17 protein-coding genes are annotated in these 18,583 nt (G+C 70.4%); 16 read left to right on the plus strand and 1 reads right to left on the minus strand.

Going from position 1 to position 18,583, the window contains the following annotated elements; genetic code table 11:
* Nucleotides 1-42 precede the first annotated feature (42 nt).
* The 3 genes from OG252_RS40805 to rpsD all read left to right on the plus strand — a co-directional run bounded on the left by OG252_RS40805 (nucleotide 43) and on the right by rpsD (nucleotide 3,038).
* Nucleotides 43-699, plus strand: a complete 657-nt coding sequence (locus OG252_RS40805) for a vitamin K epoxide reductase family protein (protein WP_266442994.1) — start codon at nucleotides 43-45, stop codon at nucleotides 697-699.
* Between the two features lie 68 nt (nucleotides 700-767).
* On the plus strand, nucleotides 768-2,123 hold the full coding sequence (locus OG252_RS40810) for a replication-associated recombination protein A (RefSeq protein ID WP_329342490.1): 1,356 nt from the start codon (nucleotides 768-770) through the stop codon (nucleotides 2,121-2,123).
* A gap of 300 nt (nucleotides 2,124-2,423) precedes the next feature.
* Complete coding sequence (gene rpsD / locus OG252_RS40815; protein ID WP_067428966.1) at nucleotides 2,424-3,038, plus strand: 30S ribosomal protein S4; 615 nt, start codon at nucleotides 2,424-2,426, stop codon at nucleotides 3,036-3,038.
* A gap of 26 nt (nucleotides 3,039-3,064) precedes the next feature.
* Here rpsD and OG252_RS40820 read toward each other — a convergent pair whose 3' ends face one another.
* Nucleotides 3,065-5,236 carry an ATP-binding protein gene (locus OG252_RS40820; protein WP_329342493.1) on the minus strand — a complete coding sequence of 724 codons (2,172 nt, stop codon included), beginning with the start codon at nucleotides 5,234-5,236 and terminating at the stop codon, nucleotides 3,065-3,067.
* A gap of 154 nt (nucleotides 5,237-5,390) precedes the next feature.
* Here OG252_RS40820 and OG252_RS40825 point away from each other — a divergent pair, with 154 nt between their 5' ends.
* The 13 genes from OG252_RS40825 to nusB all read left to right on the plus strand — a co-directional run bounded on the left by OG252_RS40825 (nucleotide 5,391) and on the right by nusB (nucleotide 18,387).
* Complete coding sequence (locus OG252_RS40825; RefSeq protein WP_266443005.1) at nucleotides 5,391-5,840, plus strand: DUF948 domain-containing protein; 450 nt, start codon at nucleotides 5,391-5,393, stop codon at nucleotides 5,838-5,840.
* Between the two features lie 9 nt (nucleotides 5,841-5,849).
* The gene (locus OG252_RS40830) at nucleotides 5,850-6,200 is read left to right on the plus strand and encodes a hypothetical protein (protein ID WP_266443006.1); all 351 of its coding nucleotides are present in this window, start codon (nucleotides 5,850-5,852) and stop codon (nucleotides 6,198-6,200) included.
* On the plus strand, nucleotides 6,200-8,872 hold the full coding sequence (alaS, locus tag OG252_RS40835) for an alanine--tRNA ligase (RefSeq protein ID WP_266443008.1): 2,673 nt from the start codon (nucleotides 6,200-6,202) through the stop codon (nucleotides 8,870-8,872). The genes OG252_RS40830 and alaS overlap by 1 nt, the downstream gene beginning before the upstream one ends.
* A gap of 29 nt (nucleotides 8,873-8,901) precedes the next feature.
* Entirely contained in the window at nucleotides 8,902-9,366 is a 465-nt protein-coding gene (gene ruvX / locus OG252_RS40840; protein WP_266448750.1) for a Holliday junction resolvase RuvX, read from the plus strand.
* Between the two features lie 121 nt (nucleotides 9,367-9,487).
* Complete coding sequence (gene mltG, locus OG252_RS40845; RefSeq protein ID WP_329342496.1) at nucleotides 9,488-11,245, plus strand: endolytic transglycosylase MltG; 1,758 nt, start codon at nucleotides 9,488-9,490, stop codon at nucleotides 11,243-11,245.
* Nucleotides 11,226-12,065 (plus strand): shikimate dehydrogenase, encoded by an 840-nt coding sequence (locus OG252_RS40850; RefSeq protein ID WP_266443013.1) that lies wholly within the window; start codon nucleotides 11,226-11,228, stop codon nucleotides 12,063-12,065. Before mltG ends, OG252_RS40850 begins: the two co-directional genes overlap by 20 nt.
* A 187-nt stretch (nucleotides 12,066-12,252) precedes the next feature.
* Complete coding sequence (gene aroC / locus OG252_RS40855) at nucleotides 12,253-13,437, plus strand: chorismate synthase (RefSeq protein WP_329342498.1); 1,185 nt, start codon at nucleotides 12,253-12,255, stop codon at nucleotides 13,435-13,437.
* The gene (locus OG252_RS40860; RefSeq protein ID WP_329342500.1) at nucleotides 13,434-13,952 is read left to right on the plus strand and encodes a shikimate kinase; all 519 of its coding nucleotides are present in this window, start codon (nucleotides 13,434-13,436) and stop codon (nucleotides 13,950-13,952) included. The genes aroC and OG252_RS40860 overlap by 4 nt, the downstream gene beginning before the upstream one ends.
* Complete coding sequence (aroB, locus tag OG252_RS40865) at nucleotides 13,949-15,040, plus strand: 3-dehydroquinate synthase (protein ID WP_329342502.1); 1,092 nt, start codon at nucleotides 13,949-13,951, stop codon at nucleotides 15,038-15,040. Before OG252_RS40860 ends, aroB begins: the two co-directional genes overlap by 4 nt.
* Nucleotides 15,041-15,206: 166 nt before the next feature.
* Entirely contained in the window at nucleotides 15,207-16,073 is an 867-nt protein-coding gene (locus tag OG252_RS40870; protein ID WP_266443024.1) for a Pro-rich N-terminal domain-containing protein, read from the plus strand.
* 155 nt (nucleotides 16,074-16,228) lie between these two features.
* On the plus strand, nucleotides 16,229-17,335 hold the full coding sequence (locus tag OG252_RS40875; protein ID WP_329342505.1) for an aminopeptidase P family protein: 1,107 nt from the start codon (nucleotides 16,229-16,231) through the stop codon (nucleotides 17,333-17,335).
* 48 nt (nucleotides 17,336-17,383) lie between these two features.
* Nucleotides 17,384-17,950 (plus strand): elongation factor P, encoded by a 567-nt coding sequence (efp, locus tag OG252_RS40880; RefSeq protein ID WP_030038547.1) that lies wholly within the window; start codon nucleotides 17,384-17,386, stop codon nucleotides 17,948-17,950.
* 2 nt (nucleotides 17,951-17,952) lie between these two features.
* Nucleotides 17,953-18,387 carry a transcription antitermination factor NusB gene (nusB, locus tag OG252_RS40885; protein WP_266443034.1) on the plus strand — a complete coding sequence of 145 codons (435 nt, stop codon included), beginning with the start codon at nucleotides 17,953-17,955 and terminating at the stop codon, nucleotides 18,385-18,387.
* Nucleotides 18,388-18,583 lie beyond the last annotated feature (196 nt).

Below are 18,583 nucleotides of genomic sequence, written 5' to 3' on the forward strand. Positions count from 1 at the left end.
CTGTCCGGGGAAGGTCCGAATCTCAAGTGACGGAACGGCGTGATGAGCAAGACGACAGTCAAGGACGTCTCCACCGAACCCGAGCCGGAGCGCGCCGAGGTCGCGCCGAGGTCGGTGGGCGGCAGCCGTGCGTTCGCCCTGCTGCTGGTGATCACCGGCGCTGCGGGACTGCTCGCGGCGTGGGTCATCACGATCGACAAGTTCAAGCTGCTCGAGGCCAAGGTCGAGGGCAAGAGCTTCACGCCCGGCTGCAGTCTGAACCCCGTCGTCTCCTGCGGCAGCGTCATGGAGAGCGACCAGGCCTCGGCCTTCGGCTTCCCCAACCCGATGCTCGGCCTCGTCGCCTACGGCATCGTCATCGCCGTCGGCATGAGCCTGCTCGGCCGCGCCCGCTTCCCGCGCTGGTACTGGCTCACCTTCAACGCCGGCACCCTCTTCGGCGCCGGCTTCTGCGCCTGGCTGATGTTCCAGTCCCTGTACCGCATCAACGCGCTGTGCCTGTGGTGCTGCCTGGCCTGGGTCGCGACGATCATCATGTTCTGGTACGTGACCTCGTTCAACATCCGTAACGGCTTCCTGCCCGCCCCGCACTGGCTGAAGAGCTTCTTCGGCGAGTTCACCTGGGTCATGCCGGTGCTGCACATCGGCATCATCGGCATGCTGATCCTGACCCGCTGGTGGGACTTCTGGACCAGCTGACCGCCCGGGCACCGGGCCGTCCGACGGCCCCGACGGGATTGTCAGTGCGGTGACATAGGGTTTTGGACGTGGAGCCCGACCTGTTCACCGCCGCGGCGGAAGACCGCCAGGAGAAGGACCCGTCCAGCAGCCCCCTGGCGGTCCGGATGCGCCCGCGCACCCTCGACGAGGTCGTGGGCCAGCAGCACCTGCTGAAGGCGGGCTCGCCCCTGCGCAGACTGGTCGGCGAGGGCGCGGGCGGCCCCGCCGGACCCTCCTCGGTGATCCTCTGGGGCCCGCCCGGCACCGGCAAGACCACCCTGGCGTACGTCGTCTCCAAGGCCACCAACAAGCGCTTCGTGGAGCTGTCCGCGATCACCGCCGGCGTCAAGGAGGTCCGCGCGGTCATCGACGGAGCCCGCCGCGCCACCGGCGGCTACGGCAAGGAGACCGTCCTCTTCCTCGACGAGATCCACCGCTTCAGCAAGGCCCAGCAGGACTCCCTGCTCCCGGCCGTCGAGAACCGCTGGGTGACCCTGATCGCGGCGACCACCGAGAACCCGTACTTCTCGATCATCTCCCCGCTGCTGTCCCGCTCCCTCCTCCTCACCCTCGAACCCCTCACCGACGACGACCTGCGCAGCCTCGTCCGTCGTGCGGTGAGTGACGAGCGCGGCCTGGGGGACGCCGTCACCCTCCCCGAGGACACCGAGAACCACCTGCTGCGCATCGCCGGCGGCGACGCGCGCCGCGCCCTGACCGCCCTGGAGGCCGCCGCCGGGGCCGCGCTCGACAAGGGCGAGACGGAGGTCGGCCTCCAGACCCTGGAGGAGACCGTCGACCGGGCCGCCGTGAAGTACGACCGGGACGGCGACCAGCACTACGACGTGGCCAGCGCCCTCATCAAGTCCATCCGCGGCTCCGACGTCGACGCGGCCCTGCACTACCTGGCCCGCATGATCGAGGCCGGCGAGGACCCCCGCTTCATCGCCCGCCGCCTGATGATCTCCGCCAGCGAGGACATCGGCCTCGCCGATCCGAACGCCCTGCCGATCGCCGTCGCCGCCGCCCAGGCCGTCGCCATGATCGGCTTCCCCGAGGCCGCCCTCACCCTCAGCCACGCCACCATCGCCCTCGCCCTGGCCCCCAAGTCCAACGCCGCGACCACGGCGATCGGCGCCGCCCTGGACGACGTACGCAAGGGACTGGCCGGACCCGTGCCCCCGCATCTGCGCGACGGGCACTACAAGGGCGCCGCCAAGCTCGGCCACGCGCAGGGGTACGTGTATCCGCACGACCGGCCCGAGGGCATCGCCCCCCAGCAGTACGCCCCGGACGCGATCCAGGACCGCGAGTACTACACCCCCACCCGGCACGGCGCCGAGGCCCGCTACGCGGACGCGGTGGAGTGGACCCGTAAGCACCTCGGTCGCAAGCGGTCCTGAGCAGCCTGTAGACTCGTCCGAAGTGCTGCGTCCCGTGTCCGGCTCCGGTCGGCGCCTCAGGCGGGACATCCAGCCGGATCTGTTGATCCAGGAGCGTCGCGCACCGTTGTAGGTGTCGCGGGCAGCCCACCACCACCCGGAGCTCCGGGAGCGGTCGGTGGGCCGTTCGTGTGCTGCACGTATGTGCCCAGCACAGGGGAACGGCTGCCTGACAAGTCCCTCGTGGACCTGTCGGGATTCCCCGGCTGCGGATGCGACCTCCCGTAACCCTGAGGCAGCCGAAAAGGAAAAGGAAAAGAAGTGGCGAACCAGCCCCGCCCCAAGGTCAAGAAGTCGCGTGCCCTCGGCATCGCGCTGACCCCGAAGGCCGTCAAGTACTTCGAGGCCCGTCCCTACCCGCCGGGTGAGCACGGTCGTGGCCGCAAGCAGAACTCGGACTACAAGGTCCGTCTGCTCGAGAAGCAGCGTCTGCGCGCGCAGTACGACGTGTCCGAGCGCCAGCTCGTCCGCGCCTACGAGCGTGCCGCCAAGACCCAGGGCAAGACCGGTGAGGCCCTGGTCATCGAGCTCGAGCGCCGTCTCGACGCGCTGGTCCTGCGTTCGGGCATCGCCCGCACGATCTACCAGGCCCGCCAGATGGTCGTCCACGGCCACATCGAGGTCAACGGCCAGAAGGTCGACAAGCCCTCCTTCCGCGTCAAGCCCGACGACGTCGTGATGGTCCGCGAGCGCAGCCGCGAGAAGACCCTGTTCTCGATCGCCCGCGAGGGCGGCTTCGCCCCCGACGGCGAGACCCCGCGCTACCTCCAGGTGAACCTCCGCGCCCTGGCCTTCCGCCTGGACCGCGAGCCGAACCGCAAGGAGATCCCGGTGATCTGCGACGAGCAGCTCGTCGTCGAGTACTACGCCCGCTGATCACCAGCAGGCCGTAGCACCACCGCTCAGCCCGCCGTCTCCCCGCCCTTCCGGGTGGGCGGGGCGGCGGGCTGCTGCATACCCAGGGCCAGGGTCGCCGTCGCATACCGCACCGGCCCACGCGGCGTCGGTACCGCGTCCAGCGCGCGATCCCCGCAGCGGCCCAGCGCCAGTACGACGGCCGCGTCCCGGCCGAGCCGCGCGCCCCGCCGTACGCACTCCTCGTACCGCACGTCGCCCAGCTGCTCCCGGGCGATCGCCTCGCACAGCTCGTGCGGCGCGTTGTAGTACGCCGAACCGAACAGCGGCAGCCCCACCGACGGCCACATCGCGGCGGCGGCGCCCTGCAGTACGGCGGCCTCCGCCGGGTCGCCCTCCGTGGCCGTGACCAGGGCAAGCAGCTCGATCGTCAGCACCGAGCCGAGCAGGTCGTGGAAGGCGTGGGCACCGGACAGGCAGTCCGTCAGCAGTGCGCGGGCGCGCGCCGGGTCGCCCTCGCGCCAGGCCGCGTAGGCCAGGACATACAGCGCGTACGCGCGGGCCCAGCGCTCGCCGTGGTCCTCACAGACCTGGCGGACGTCCTCGCACAGCTCCACCGCCTCCACCAGATCACCCTGGAACGCCCGCGTCATCGCCAGCTCGACCTGGCACATCAGCACACTGCTGTTGAGCTCGCCGATCTCCTCGTAGCGGGCCAGCGCCGAGCGCAGCAGCGTCTCCGCGCGGGCCATGTCGTCGCTCACCAGGGCCAGACAGCCGGCGCGGTGTTCGGCGTACGCCACCGCCGTGGGGTTGGAGGTGCGTTCCGCCTCCTCGCGGCACTCCTGGAGCGCCGCCAGCGCGGGCACCGTGTCGCCCTGGAGGATCGCCACATAGCCCAGCACCCACAGTGCCTTCAGCCGCGGCTGCTCGTGCTCCGACTCCAGTCCGACACAGCGCTCCAGCCAGTGCCGGCCCTCCGACAGCCGCCCGCAGCCGGCCCAGTGGAACCACAGCGAGCCCGCCAGGTACTGGCCCAGGTGCACCTCGTCCGGCTCGGACAGGCAGTGCTCCAGGGCGCGGCGCAGATTCGGCAGCTCCGCCTCGATCCGCGCCGCCACCTCGTTCTGGCGCGGCGAGAACCAGTCCAGCTCGCACCAGGTGGCCAGGCCCAGGTACCAGTCGCGGTGCCGCCGCAGCAGCCGCAGGTCGTCGCCCGTCGCCTCCAGCCAGTCGGCGCCGTACGCCCGGATTGTGTCCAGCATGCGGTAGCGCACGCCGGTCGCGGTCTCCTCGCGGGTGACCACGCACTGGGCGAGCAGCTCCGTCAGGACGTCCAGGACGTCGTCGGAGCGCAGACCGTCCCCGCTGCACACGTACTCGGCGGCCTCCAGGTCGAACCGCCCGGCGAACACGGACAGCCGTGACCACAGCAACCGCTCCTCGGGCGTGCACAGTTCATGGCTCCAGCCGATCGCCGTACGCAGCGTCTGATGGCGGGGGAGCGCGTCCCGCCCGCCGCCCGTGAGCAGCCGGAACCGGTCGTCGAGCCGCTCGAGGAGCTGCCCGGGGGACAGGGCCCCCAGCCGTCCCGCGGCCAGCTCGACCGCCAGCGGGATGCCGTCCAGGCGCCGGCACAGCTCGCGTACGTCCGGATCGTCCCGCAGCGCGAACCCCTGCCGGTCCGCCCGGTCCAGGAACAGCTGCGCCGCCTCGTCCTCGCCGAGCGGCCCCAGTGTGAACACCCGCTCGCCCGCCACGGCCAGCGGTCTGCGTCCCACGGCGAGCACCCTGAGGCCCGGCGCCCGGCGCAGCAGCTCGGTCACCAGCTCGGCGCACGCGTCCACGAGGTGCTCGAACCCGTCGAGCACCAGCAGGAGTTCGCGCCCGGCGAGATGCCCGAGCAGGATCTCGCGCGGCAGCCGGGCGGTGTGATCCGTCAGCCCGAGCGCGTCCACGACGGCATGGTCGAGGAACTCCGGATCGCGTACCGGCGCCAGCTCGACGCGCCACACGCCGTCGCTCGCGGCGGACCTCGCGGCCGCGTGCGCCGCCAGCCGCGACTTGCCCACCCCGCCCACACCCGTGACCGTCACGAGCCGCGAGGAGCCGAGCGCCCGCGCCAGCCCGGCCAGTTCGCCCGTGCGGCCCACGAACGCGTCGAGCTCCAGGAGCAGGTTGCCGTTGGCCGAAGTGTCGCCGTGCTGAGGAATGCACATGGAACACGGAGCGTACTGAACCGTGTTCAGTCCGTACAATCGCTTCGCGCGAACCCGGGTGCGCGCGGGCGGTAATCCGGTTCGGAGCCAGACCCCCGGCGCGATAGGCTCGGCCTACGACTTTTTCGATATGCAGGCACGTTTCAGGGAGCGGGTGCACACAGTGTCCGGTGGAGAGGTGGCCGGGATCCTGGTGGCCGTCTTCTGGGCGATTCTGGTCTCCTTCCTCGCCGTCGCGCTGGCGAGGCTGGCCCAGACGCTCAGGGCGACCACCAAGCTCGTGGCGGACGTGACCGACCAGGCCGTCCCGCTGCTGGCCGACGCCTCCTCGGCGGTGCGCTCCGCACAGACCCAGATCGACCGGGTCGACGCGATCGCGTCGGACGTCCAGGAGGTCACGTCGAACGCGTCCGCGCTGTCGACGACCGTCGCCTCCACCTTCGGCGGCCCCCTCGTGAAGGTCGCCGCCTTCGGCTACGGCGTGCGCCGGGCCCTCGGCGGCCGCAAGGACGACGTTCCCGCCAAGGCACCCCGGCGTACCGTGATCGTGGGCCGCACGGTCTCTCGGCGGGACAAGCGAGACCTCCGCAAAAAGAAGGACTGAGAGCCAGCGATGTTCCGCCGTACCTTCTGGTTCACCTCGGGCGTCGCCGCCGGTGTGTGGGCCACCACCAAGGTCAATCGCAAGCTGAAGCAGCTGACCCCCGAGAACCTCGCCGTGACCGCGGCGAACAAGGCGCTCGATGCCGGTCACCGCATCAAGGACCGCGCGGTGGGCTTCGCGCTGGACGTCCGCGACAACATGGCCCAGCGGGAGGCGGAGCTGGGTGACGCCCTCGGGATCAACGAGAACCCCGAGCTTCCCTCCCCCCGGCGGTACGCCGCCATCGAGAACCGCACCAACCCGAAGTCCGTCGAGAGCGACAGGACGACATACTCGTACAACCGGAATGAGGACCACTGATGGAGTCGGCCGAGATTCGTCGCCGCTGGTTGAGCTTCTTCGAGGAGCGCGGGCACACCGTCGTCCCTTCGGCGTCGCTCATCGCGGACGACCCGACTCTGCTCCTCGTCCCGGCCGGCATGGTGCCCTTCAAGCCCTACTTCCTGGGTGAGGTCAAGCCGCCGTTCCAGCGCGCCACCAGCGTGCAGAAGTGCGTGCGCACGCCGGACATCGAAGAGGTCGGCAAGACCACGCGGCACGGCACCTTCTTCCAGATGTGCGGCAACTTCTCCTTCGGCGACTACTTCAAGGAAGGCGCCATCAAGTACGCCTGGGAGCTGCTCACCACGCCCCAGGACAAGGGTGGTTACGGCCTGGAGCCGGAGAAGCTCTGGATCACCGTCTACAAGGACGACGACGAGGCCGAGCGCATCTGGCACGAGGTCGTCGGCGTGCCCAAGGAGCGCATCCAGCGCCTCGGCATGAAGGACAACTACTGGTCCATGGGCGTTCCCGGCCCGTGCGGCCCCTGTTCCGAGATCAACTACGACCGCGGCCCCGAGTTCGGCGTCGAGGGCGGCCCCGCCGTCAACGACGAGCGGTACGTGGAGATCTGGAACCTCGTCTTCATGCAGTACGAGCGCGGCGAGGGCATCGGCAAGGACAACTTCGAGATCCTGGGCGACCTGCCGAGCAAGAACATCGACACGGGCCTCGGCATGGAGCGGCTCGCCATGATTCTGCAGGGCGTGCAGAACATGTACGAGATCGACACCTCCATGGCCGTCATCAAGAAGGCCACCGAGCTGACCGGTGTCGAGTACGGCGAAGCCCACGACTCGGACGTCTCCCTGCGCGTGGTCACCGACCACATGCGCACGTCCGTGATGCTCATCGGCGACGGCGTGACCCCCGGCAACGAGGGCCGCGGCTATGTCCTGCGCCGCATCATGCGCCGCGCCATCCGCAACATGCGTCTGCTCGGTGCCACCGGCCCGGTCGTCAAGGACCTGATCGACACGGTCATCGAGATGATGGGCCAGCAGTACCCGGAGCTGGTCACCGACCGCGAGCGGATCGAGAAGGTCGCCGTCGCCGAGGAGAACGCCTTCCTCAAGGCCCTCAAGGGCGGCACGAACATCCTCGACACCGCCGTCACCGAGACCAAGCAGGCCGGCGGCACCGTCCTGTCCGGCGACAAGGCCTTCCTGCTCCACGACACCTGGGGCTTCCCGATCGACCTCACCCTGGAGATGGCCGCCGAGCAGGGCCTCTCCGTGGACGAGGACGGCTTCCGGCGCCTGATGAAGGAGCAGCGGGAGCGCGCCAAGGCCGACGCCCAGGCCAAGAAGACCGGCCACGCCGGCGTCGGCGCCTACCGCGAGATCGCCGACAAGGCCGGCGAGACCGACTTCATCGGCTACTCGGACACCGAGGGCGAGTCTACGATCGTCGGGATCCTCGTCGACGGTGCCTCCTCCCCGGCCGCCACCGAGGGCGACGAGGTCGAGATCGTCCTGGACCGCACCCCGTTCTACGCCGAGGGCGGCGGCCAGATCGGCGACACCGGCCGCATCAGGGTGGACACCGGTGCCGTCATCGAGATCCGCGACTGCCAGAAGCCGGTGCCCGGCGTGTACGTCCACAAGGGCGTCGTCCAGGTCGGCGAGGTCACCGTCGGCTCCAAGGCCCACGCCTCGATCGACCATCGCCGCCGCACGGCCATCGCCCGCGCCCACTCGGCCACGCACCTGACCCACCAGGCCCTGCGCGACGCCCTCGGCCCGACGGCCGCCCAGGCCGGTTCCGAGAACCAGCCCGGCCGCTTCCGCTTCGACTTCGGTTCGCCCGCCGCCGTTCCCACGGCCGTGATGACCGACGTGGAGCAGAAGATCAACGAGGTGCTCGCCCGCGACCTGGACGTCCGCGCCGACGTCATGGGCATCGACGAGGCCAAGAAGCAGGGCGCCATCGCCGAGTTCGGCGAGAAGTACGGCGAGCGCGTCCGGGTCGTCACCATCGGCGACTTCTCCAAGGAGCTGTGCGGCGGCACGCACGTCCACAACACCGCCCAGCTGGGCCTGGTGAAGCTGCTCGGCGAGTCGTCGATCGGCTCGGGTGTGCGCCGTATCGAGGCCCTCGTGGGTGTCGACGCCTACAACTTCCTCGCCCGTGAGCACACGGTCGTCGCCCAGCTCCAGGAGCTGGTCAAGGGCCGTCCGGAGGAGCTCCCGGAGAAGATCTCCGCCATGCTCGGCAGGCTGAAGGACGCCGAGAAGGAGATCGAGAAGTTCCGCGCCGAGAAGGTCCTCCAGGCCGCCGCCGGTCTCGCCGGGTCGGCCAAGGACGTCCAGGGCGTCGCTCTCGTCACCGGTCAGGTCCCGGACGGCACCACCCCCGACGACCTGCGCAAGCTGGTCCTCGACGTGCGGGGCCGCATCCAGGGCGGCCGGGCCGCCGTGGTCGCCCTGTTCACGGTCAGCAACGGCAAGCCGCTGACCGTCATCGCCACCAACGAGGCCGCCCGCGAGCGCGGCCTCAAGGCCGGCGACCTGGTCCGTACGGCCGCCAAGACCCTCGGCGGCGGCGGTGGCGGCAAGCCGGACCTCGCCCAGGGCGGCGGCCAGAACCCGGCCGCCGTCGGCGAGGCCGTCGAGGCCGTCGAGCGGCTCGTGGCGGAAACGGCCAAGTGAGCGCCGAAGTCAGTGACGACGGCCGCGGCATGCGCCGCGGCCGTCGACTCGCGATCGACGTCGGGGACGCCCGCATCGGGGTCGCGTCGTGCGACCCCGACGGGATCCTCGCCACCCCGGTGGAGACGGTCCCCGGCCGGGACCTTCCCGCAGCTCACCGCCGGCTGAGGCAACTGGTCGAGGAGTACGAGCCGATCGAGGTCGTGGTCGGCCTCCCCCGCTCCCTCAAGGGGGGCGAGGGCCCGGCCGCGGTCAAGGTCCGCGGCTTCGCCCAGGAGCTCGCCCGGGGCATCGCCCCCGTCCCGGTCCGGCTCGTGGACGAGCGGATGACCACGGTGACGGCCAGTCAGGGACTGCGCGCCTCGGGTGTGAAGTCGAAAAAGGGCAGATCGGTCATCGACCAGGTAGCGGCCGTGATCATCCTTCAACAGGCCCTGGAATCCGAACGGGTGTCAGGTAAAGCACCCGGCGAGGGCGTCGAAGTGGTCATCTGATCGCGATACGGTAACGTTCCGCGCGATGCGGAGGTGTTCGAACAGCCACCGCACAAAGAGAGGCGGAACGGGAGCCGAGCCGAAAGCCGCGCAACCGCCGCCTCGCGGCTCTAGGGGATCGATGACTGAGTATGGCCGGGGCGAAGGCTCCGAACCGTGGCATCCGGAGGACCCGTTGTACGGGGATGACGGATGGGGTGGACAGCAGGCCCAGGCGGGTCAGCAGTCCCCCTACGGCGGCCAGCCGCAGCACCATCCGGAGCAGCCGCAGCAGCCGCAGTACGACAATGGAGGCTGGGGCGACGGCCAGCAGGCCGCATACGGTCAGGCGCAGCAGCACTACCAGCAGCAGTACGGCGAGCAGCAGCAGTACGGCCAGCAGCAGTACAACCAGCAGTACGGCGAGCAGCAGCAGTACGGCCAGCAGTACGGCGGGCAGCAGTACGACCAGCAGCAGTACGCGCCCCAGCCCCAGCAGCAGTACGACAACAACGGCTGGGCCACCGGCACGCACGAGCCCGGTCAGTACCCCGATCCGTCGGACCCGTACGGGCAGCAGCAGGGCATGCCGTACGGCGGCCAGCAGCAGCCCGACTTCTACGGCACCCCGGACGCCTACCCGCCGCCGGAGCCGCCCGTCCGTCGGCGCGCCGGCCCCGAGCCGCAGCAGCCCGACTGGGATCCCGGTCCCGATCAGGGCGAGCACGCGTTCTTCTCGGGCGCTGACGACGACGAGGATGACTCGGACGAACCGAAGGGCGACCGCGGCGACCGCAAGGGACGCGGCGGCAAGCCCAAGAAGCGCCGCAGCGGATGCGCGTGTCTGGTGGTCCTGCTGGTGTTCGGCGGAGGAGTGGGCGGAGTCGGATATTTCGGCTACCAGTTCTACCAGGATCGTTTCGGCTCGGCTCCGGACTACGCCGGGGACGGTACGAGCGAGCTGGTGTCCGTCGTCATCCCCAAGGGAGCCTTCGGGTCGACGATCGGTCAGAAGCTGAAAGAAGCGGGCGTGGTCAAGAGCGTCGACGCGTTCGTGGCCGCTCAGGACCAGAATCCCAAGGGGAAGACGATCCAGGCCGGCGCCTATCTGCTGAAGACGCAGATGTCCGCCGAGAGCGCCATCGAAATGATGCTCGACCCCAAGAGCCAGAACAATGTGCTGGTCAAGCCGGGCGAGCGCAATATCAGCGTCTACAAGACGATCGACACGAAACTCGAATTGTCGTCCGGCACCACCAGGAAGATCGCCGAGAAGGAGTTCGAGAGCCTCGGCCTGCCTGACTGGGCGAATGACAACAAGGACATAAAGGATCCGCTGGAAGGATTCCTCTACCCCGGCACCTATCCCGCCGCCAAGGGCATGAAGGCCGAGACGGTCCTGAAGGAGATGGTGACCCAGGCGGCGAAGAAGTACGACGAGTTCGACGTGGAGGCAAAGGCCAAGGCGCTCAAGCTGGACAACCCGCTGCAGGTCGTCACCGTCGCCAGCCTCGTCCAGGCCGAGGGCAAGACCGAGGACGACTTCCGCAAGATGGCGGAGGTGATCTACAACCGCCTCAAGTCCACGAACACCGAGACCAACCGGAAGCTGCAGTTCGACTCGACCTTCAATTACCTGAAGAACGAGAGCAACATCAACATCAGTGAGTCGGAGATCAACAGCAACCAGGACCCGTACAACACGTACACGCAGGAGGGTCTGCCGCCCGGTCCCATCGGTAACCCCGGTGACGAGGCGATGAAGGCGACGGAGAATCCGACCGACGAGGGCTGGCTCTACTTCGTGGCGACCGACGGTGTGAACAAGACCGAATACGCGAAGACCTTCGCGGAATTCGAAAGGCTCAGGGACAAGTTCAATGAGAGCTCGGGCAGTTGACGCCCGCCGGGCCGCCGTGCTCGGCAAGCCCATCGCGCACTCCCTCTCGCCCGTGCTGCACCGCGCCGCGTACGAGGAGCTGGGCCTGACGAACTGGTCGTACGACCGGTTCGAGCTCGACGAGGCCGCCCTGCCCGGGTTCTTCGCGGAACTCGGCCCGGAGTGGGCCGGGCTCTCGGTGACCATGCCGCTGAAGCGAACCGTCATCCCGCTGCTCGACGACATCAGCGAGACGGCCGCCTCGGTCGACGCGGTCAACACGGTCGTTTTCACCGAGGACGGCCGCCGGGTCGGCGACAACACCGACATCCCCGGCATGGTCGCCGCCCTGCGCGAACACGGCATCGAGCAGGTCGACTCCGCCGCGATCCTCGGCGCCGGCGCCACCGCCTCCTCCGCGCTCGCCGCCCTGTCCCGGATCTGCACCGGCGAGGTCGTCGCCTACGTCCGCAGCGAGGCCCGTGCCGCCGAGATGCGGCAGTGGGGCGAGCGGCTGGACATCGAGCTCCGTACGGCGGACTGGGCGGACGCCGAGCAGGCCCTGCGTGCACCGCTCGTCGTCGCGACCACCCCGGCCGGTGCGACCGACGCGCTGTCCTCGGCCCTGCCGGAACGCCCCGCCACTCTCTTCGACGTGCTCTACGACCCGTGGCCCACCGAGCTCGCCGCCCGCTGGTCCGCGTACGGCGGGGCCGTCGTCAGCGGACTCGACCTGCTGGTGCACCAGGCGGTCCTGCAGGTGGAGCAGATGACCGGCCGGACCCCGGCCCCGCTGGACGCGATGCGCAAGGCGGGCGAGCACGCGCTCGCCGCCCGCTAGGAGCAGCTCGGTCGCCGTCGGGACAGCCGTGTCCCGTCCGCCCTGTGGACCGGCGGCCGGTTCCCGTGCCCGGACGTGGGAGGATCGGAGGTGGCGGGCCAGGGCCGCGCACCTGGTCGGGCCGTCGCCGTACGCGAGGACGAGCGTACGAAGGGCAGTACCAGGGCGCGAGCACTGAGGAGCACCGTTGAGCAGGTTGCGCTGGCTGACCGCGGGGGAGTCCCACGGTCCCGCACTCGTCGCGACGCTGGAGGGACTTCCCGCCGGCGTGCCGATCACCACGGAGATGGTGGCGGACCACCTGGCCCGGCGCCGGCTCGGTTATGGACGCGGTGCGCGCATGAAGTTCGAGCGTGACGAGGTCACGTTCCTCGGCGGTGTGCGGCACGGTCTCACCCTGGGCTCCCCGGTCGCGGTCATGGTGGGCAACACCGAGTGGCCGAAGTGGGAGCAGGTCATGGCGGCCGACCCCATCGACCCCGAGATCCTGGCGGGCCTGGCCCGCAACGCCCCGCTGACCCGGCCGCGACCCGGCCACGCCGACCTGGCCGGCATGCAGAAGTACGGCTTCGACGAGGCCCGGCCGATCCTGGAGCGCGCCTCCGCCCGTGAGACGGCGGCCCGGGTGGCGCTGGGCGCGGTGGCCCGGTCGTACCTGAAGGAGACGGCCGGCATCGAGATCGTCTCGCACGTCGTCGAGCTGGCCGCGGCGAAGGCGCCCTACGGCGTCTACCCCAAGCCCTCCGACGTCGAGAAGCTGGACGCCGACCCGGTGCGCTGCCTGGACGCGGACGCGTCGAAGGCGATGGTCGCGGAGATCGACCAGGCCCACAAGGACGGCGACACCCTCGGCGGCGTGGTCGAGGTGCTGGCGTACGGCGTGCCCGTGGGCCTCGGCTCGCACGTGCACTGGGACCGCAGGCTGGACGCCCGGCTGGCCGCCGCCCTCATGGGCATCCAGGCCATCAAGGGCGTCGAGGTCGGCGACGGCTTCGACCTGGCGCGCGTGCCCGGCTCGAAGGCGCACGACGAGATCCTCGCCACCGACGAGGGCATCAGGCGGGCCACCGGCCGTTCCGGCGGCACCGAGGGCGGCCTGACCACCGGTGAGCTGCTGCGGGTACGGGCGGCGATGAAGCCGATCGCGACCGTGCCGCGCGCGCTGCAGACGGTCGACGTGGCCACCGGCGAGCCCGCGCAGGCCCATCACCAGCGCTCGGACGTGTGTGCGGTGCCGGCCGCCGGCATCGTCGCGGAGGCGATGGTCGCGCTGGTCCTCGCGGACGCGGTCGCGGAGAAGTTCGGCGGCGACAGCGTGGGCGAGACCCACCGCAACGTCCGCTCGTACCTCGACAACCTCCCGGTCCGATGAGCGCTGTGCCTGTGGTCGTCCTGGTCGGCCCGATGGGCGTCGGCAAGTCCACCGTCGGGCAGTTGCTCGCCGAGCGGCTCGGCGTCGGCTACCGGGACACCGACGACGACATCGTCGCCGAGCAGGGCCGGTCCATCGCCGAGATCTTCGTCGACGAGGGCGAGCCGGACTTCCGCGCGATCGAGAAGCGGGCGGTGCGCCGGGCGCTCGCCGAGCACGACGGCGTCCTCGCGCTGGGCGGCGGCGCGATCCTGGACGAGGACACCCGCGCGCTGCTCACCGGGCAGCGCGTCGTCTACCTCTCCATGGACGTCGAGGAAGCCGTGAAGCGCACCGGCCTGAACGCCGCCCGGCCGCTGCTCGCCGTCAACCCGCGCAAGCAGTGGCGCGAACTGATGGAGGCGCGGCGGCACCTGTACGAGTCGATCGCCACGGCGGTCGTGTCCACGGACGGCCGTACGCCCGAAGAGGTCACCCAAGCCGCCCTGGACGCACTGGAGTTGAAGGAAGCATGAGCGAGGCAGTCACCCGGATCCAGGTCGGCGGTACCGCGGGCAGCGAGCCCTACGAGGTACTGGTGGGCCGGCAACTCCTGGGCGAGCTCGCCGGGTTGATCGGCGACAAGGCCAAGCGGGTCGCGATCGTCCACCCCGAGGCGCTGGCCGAGACCGGCGACGCGCTGCGCGGCGACCTGGCCGGGCAGGGCTTCGAGGTCGTCGCCATCCAGGTGCCGAACGCGGAGGAGGCCAAGACCGCCGAGGTCGCCGCCTACTGCTGGAAGGCACTCGGCCAGTCCGGCTTCACCCGCACCGACGTCGTGGTCGGGGTCGGCGGCGGCGCGACCACGGACCTCGCCGGGTTCGTGGCCGCGACCTGGCTGCGCGGGGTGCGCTGGATCGCCGTCCCGACCACCGTGCTGGCCATGGTGGACGCTGCCGTCGGCGGCAAGACCGGCATCAACACCGCCGAGGGCAAGAACCTCGTCGGCGCCTTCCACCCGCCGGCCGGCGTGCTGTGCGACCTGGCCGCGCTCGACTCCCTCTCGGTCAACGACTACGTCTCCGGGCTCGCCGAGATCATCAAGGCCGGCTTCATCGCCGACCCGACGATCCTGGAGCTCATCGAGTCCGACCCCGAGGCCGCCCGCACTCCGGCGGGCCCGCACACCGCGGAGCTCATCGAGCGGTCCATCCGGGTCAAGGCCGAGGTGGTCTCCTCCGACCTCAAGGAGTCGGGCCTCAGGGAGATCCTCAACTACGGCCACACGCTCGCGCACGCCATCGAGAAGAACGAGCGCTACAAGTGGCGGCACGGCGCCGCGGTCTCGGTCGGTATGCACTTCGCCGCCGAACTCGGCCGTCTCGCGGGCCGCTTGGACGACGCCACGGCCGACCGGCACCGTACGGTCCTGGAATCCGTCGGCCTGCCCCTGCACTACCGCTACGACCAGTGGCCCAAGCTGCTGGAGACCATGAAGGTCGACAAGAAGTCCCGCGGCGACCTGCTGCGCTTCATCGTCCTGGACGGTCTGGCGAAGCCGACCGTTCTGGAGGGCCCCGACCCGGCGGTCCTCCTCGCCGCGTACGGCGAAGTGGGCGAGTAAGTCCCGCGGTACTCCATCCGCCCGATTCACCTTGCGCCACCGGGCACTTCGGACCGCCCCCGGCCGTTTCACCAAACGACGGCCGGGGGCGGTACCGTTCGGTAGCGAAGCGGGAATCCCCCGCGCTGTCAGCGCCCATTGCCTGTACGAGACGGAGTGGCACCGGATGCAGCACGCAGTGGGTTCTCCGCTGCCGCCGCCCCACCAGCCGGGGCACGGACCGGTCGCCGGCTGGTCGCCGGCCGCACATCCCCCGGGTCCGCAGCACCCGGGCGCACACCAGGGTTCAGCCCCCGTGCCCCCACCGCCTCCTCCCGCTCCGGGCTTCACCGGCGCGCCCTCGGCGCCGGTACCGCCCGCACCGCAGCACGCCCCGGTCCCGCCGGTGCCGGAGACCACCGGCCATGTGCCGTTGCCGCCCGGCGGTCCCGTCGGCATGCCGAGCGCGCCGCCCGCCACGACCGCCGACCCGGCCGCCACGACCCTCGCGGTTCTGCTCATCGGCCCGGCCGGCGCCGGAAAGACGAGCGTCGCCCGTTACTGGGCGGGCGGCCGCCGGGTCCCCACCGCCCACATCAGCCTCGACGACGTACGCGAATGGGTCCGCTCGGGCTTCGCCGACCCGCAGTCCGGGTGGAACGACCACTCCGAGGCCCAGTACCGCCTCGCCCGCCGCACCTGCGGCTTCGCGGCCCGCAACTTCCTGGCCAACGGCATCTCCTGCATCCTCGACGACGCCGTCTTCCCCGACCGCCCGGTCGTCGGCCTCGGCGGCTGGAAGCGCCACGTGGGCCCGGGCCTGCTGCCGGTGGTTCTGTTGCCGGGCCTCGAGATCGTCCTGGAGCGCAACGCCGAACGCTCGGGAAACCGCCGCCTCACCGACGAGGAGGTCGCCCGCATCCACGGCCGCATGGCCGGCTGGTACGGCTCCGGCCTCCCCATCATCGACAACTCCCAGCTGGACGTGCCACAGACGGCCCAGGTCCTGGACGAGGTACTGGCAAGGTCGATAGCAAGCCCCCCGAGCTGGTAGTCATGGGGGACTGAGCCAACCTGAAGGGGCGCGGGGAACTGCGCGATCAACCCCCACCGTCCCGCAGACGGCATACAACCAAGAGCCGCACCCCCGTCCCCCAAACGGCACCCTCCCAACCAGCACAATCCGGACACCGCTCCTACGCTCGTGTCATGTCAGAGGTCTACGGTGCCCGCCGAACCCGCCTACGGGAACGCTGCCAAGCCAGCGGCAGCGCCTCCGCGCTGGTGACCCGCCCCGCCAACGTCCGCTATCTCGCGGGCGCCGCCCCGCACGGCGCCGTCCTGCTGCTCGGCAGGACCGAGGACCTGCTGCTGTGCCCCGGCCCACCGGACGACCGCCCTACCGAAGGCCGGCCCGACGAGGCGCTGCGCGTGCAGAGGCTGCCCGGACCCGGTGGCGACCCGGCCGTCGCCGCCGCCGACCTCGCGGCAGGGCAAGGCGGTGAGTCCCTCGCGGTGGAGGAGCATCACCTGACCGTCGCCCGGCACCGCGCCATCCGCTCGGTCGTGCCCCGGCTGCGCCTCGCGGATCTGGGCGGCGCGGTCGAGCAGCTGCGGGTGGTGAAGGACGAGGAGGAGATCTCCTGCCTCAGGATCGGCGCCGAAATCGCCGACCAGGCCCTCGGTGAACTGCTCGAGTCCATCCTCGTCGGCCGTACTGAACGTCACCTGGCCCTGGAACTGGAGCGTCGCCTGGTCGACCACGGTGCCGACGGTCCCGCCTTCGCGACCTCCGTCGGTACCGGTCCGAACTCCGGCAGACGCGGCCACCGCCCCACCGACCGGCGGGTCGAGGAGGGTGACTTTCTGTCCGTCTGCCTCGGGGCGACGTACCGCGGCTACCGGTGCGAGATCGGCCGTACCTTCGTCATCGGTACGTCCCCGGCGGACTGGCAGATCGAGCTGTACGACCTCGTCTTCGCCGCCCAGCGGGCCGGACGGGAGAGTCTCGTACCCGGCGCCGCCTACCGCGACGTGGACCGTGCCGCACGCCAGGTAGTGGACTCCGCGGGGTACTCGGAAGGACTTCCGGCCCTGATGGGACACGGGGTGGGACTCGAAATCGACGAGGACCCGCAGCTGGCCCCCGCGGCCATGGGTAAACTGGACGCTTGCGTGCCGGTCACCGTCGAACCGGGGGTTCACCTCCCGGGCCGGGGCGGCGTCCGGATCGATGACACGCTCGTCGTCCGCCCCGAGGCGGACGGCGGCCCAGAGCTACTCACCATCACGACCAAGGAGCTGCTCGCGCTGTAGGCGTGTGCCCCCGGGGTCGTCCACGTCAGTCCAGGAGATTCCGCAACCGTGGCTTCCACGAACGACCTCAAGAACGGCCTGGTGCTCAAGCTCGACGGAGGCCAGCTGTGGTCCGTCGTCGAGTTCCAGCACGTCAAGCCCGGCAAGGGCCCCGCCTTCGTGCGCACCAAGCTGAAGAACGTGCTTTCCGGCAAGGTCGTCGACAAGACGTTCAACGCCGGCGTCAAGGTCGAGACGGCCACGATCGACAAGCGCGACATGCAGTTCTCCTACATGGACGGCGAGTACTTCGTCTTCATGGACATGGAGACCTACGACCAGCTCATGGTCGACCGCAAGGCTGTCGGCGACGCCGCCAACTTCCTGATCGAGGGCTTCACCGCCACCGTGGCGCAGCACGAGGGCGAGGTGCTCTTCGTGGAGCTGCCGGCCGCCGTCGAGCTCGTCATCCAGGAGACCGAACCGGGCGTCCAGGGCGACCGCTCCACCGGTGGCACCAAGCCCGCCATCCTGGAGACCGGTCACCAGATCAACGTCCCGCTCTTCATCACCACCGGTGAGAAGATCAAGGTCGACACCCGCACGAGCGACTACCTCGGCCGGGTGAACAGCTAACCGTGGCTGCCCGCAACACGGCCCGCAAGCGCGCCTTCCAGATCCTCTTCGAGGGTGACCAGCGCGACGCGGACGTCCTGACGGTCCTCGCGGACTGGATCCGGCTCTCCCGGGGCGACACCCGGCAGCCGCCGGTGAGCGAGTACACGATGCAGCTTGTCGAGGGGTACGCGCAGCACGCGAAGCGCATCGACGAGCTGATCGCCCAGTACTCGGTCGGCTGGACGCTCGACAGGATGCCCGTCGTCGACCGCAACATCCTGCGCCTCGGCGCCTACGAGCTGATCTGGGCGGACGAGACGCCTGACGCCGTCGTCCTCGACGAGATGGTGCAGCTGGCGAAGGAGTTCTCCACGGACGAGTCGCCCTCGTTCGTGAACGGCCTGCTCGGCCGGTTCAAGGAACTCAAGCCCTCGCTGCGCCGCGACGAGGCCTAGCGCCACGACGAGGCACAGGAGCCGCCACGAGGCGCCGGAGGACCGGCGCGATCGGCACGCATTGCCCAAGGGCCCGCAGCGGTGACGCTGCGGGCCCTTGGGCGTCCCTGTGCCCCGGAGCCCCGTCAGGCCCGCAGAAAGCCGCCGGGGTAGCTGGAACCGTGAAGTTCCGGCCACCCCGGCGGCACGTTTCTGC

This window comes from Streptomyces sp. NBC_01352 (assembly GCF_036237295.1).
Classification (GTDB): Bacteria; Actinomycetota; Actinomycetes; order Streptomycetales; family Streptomycetaceae; genus Streptomyces; species Streptomyces plumbiresistens.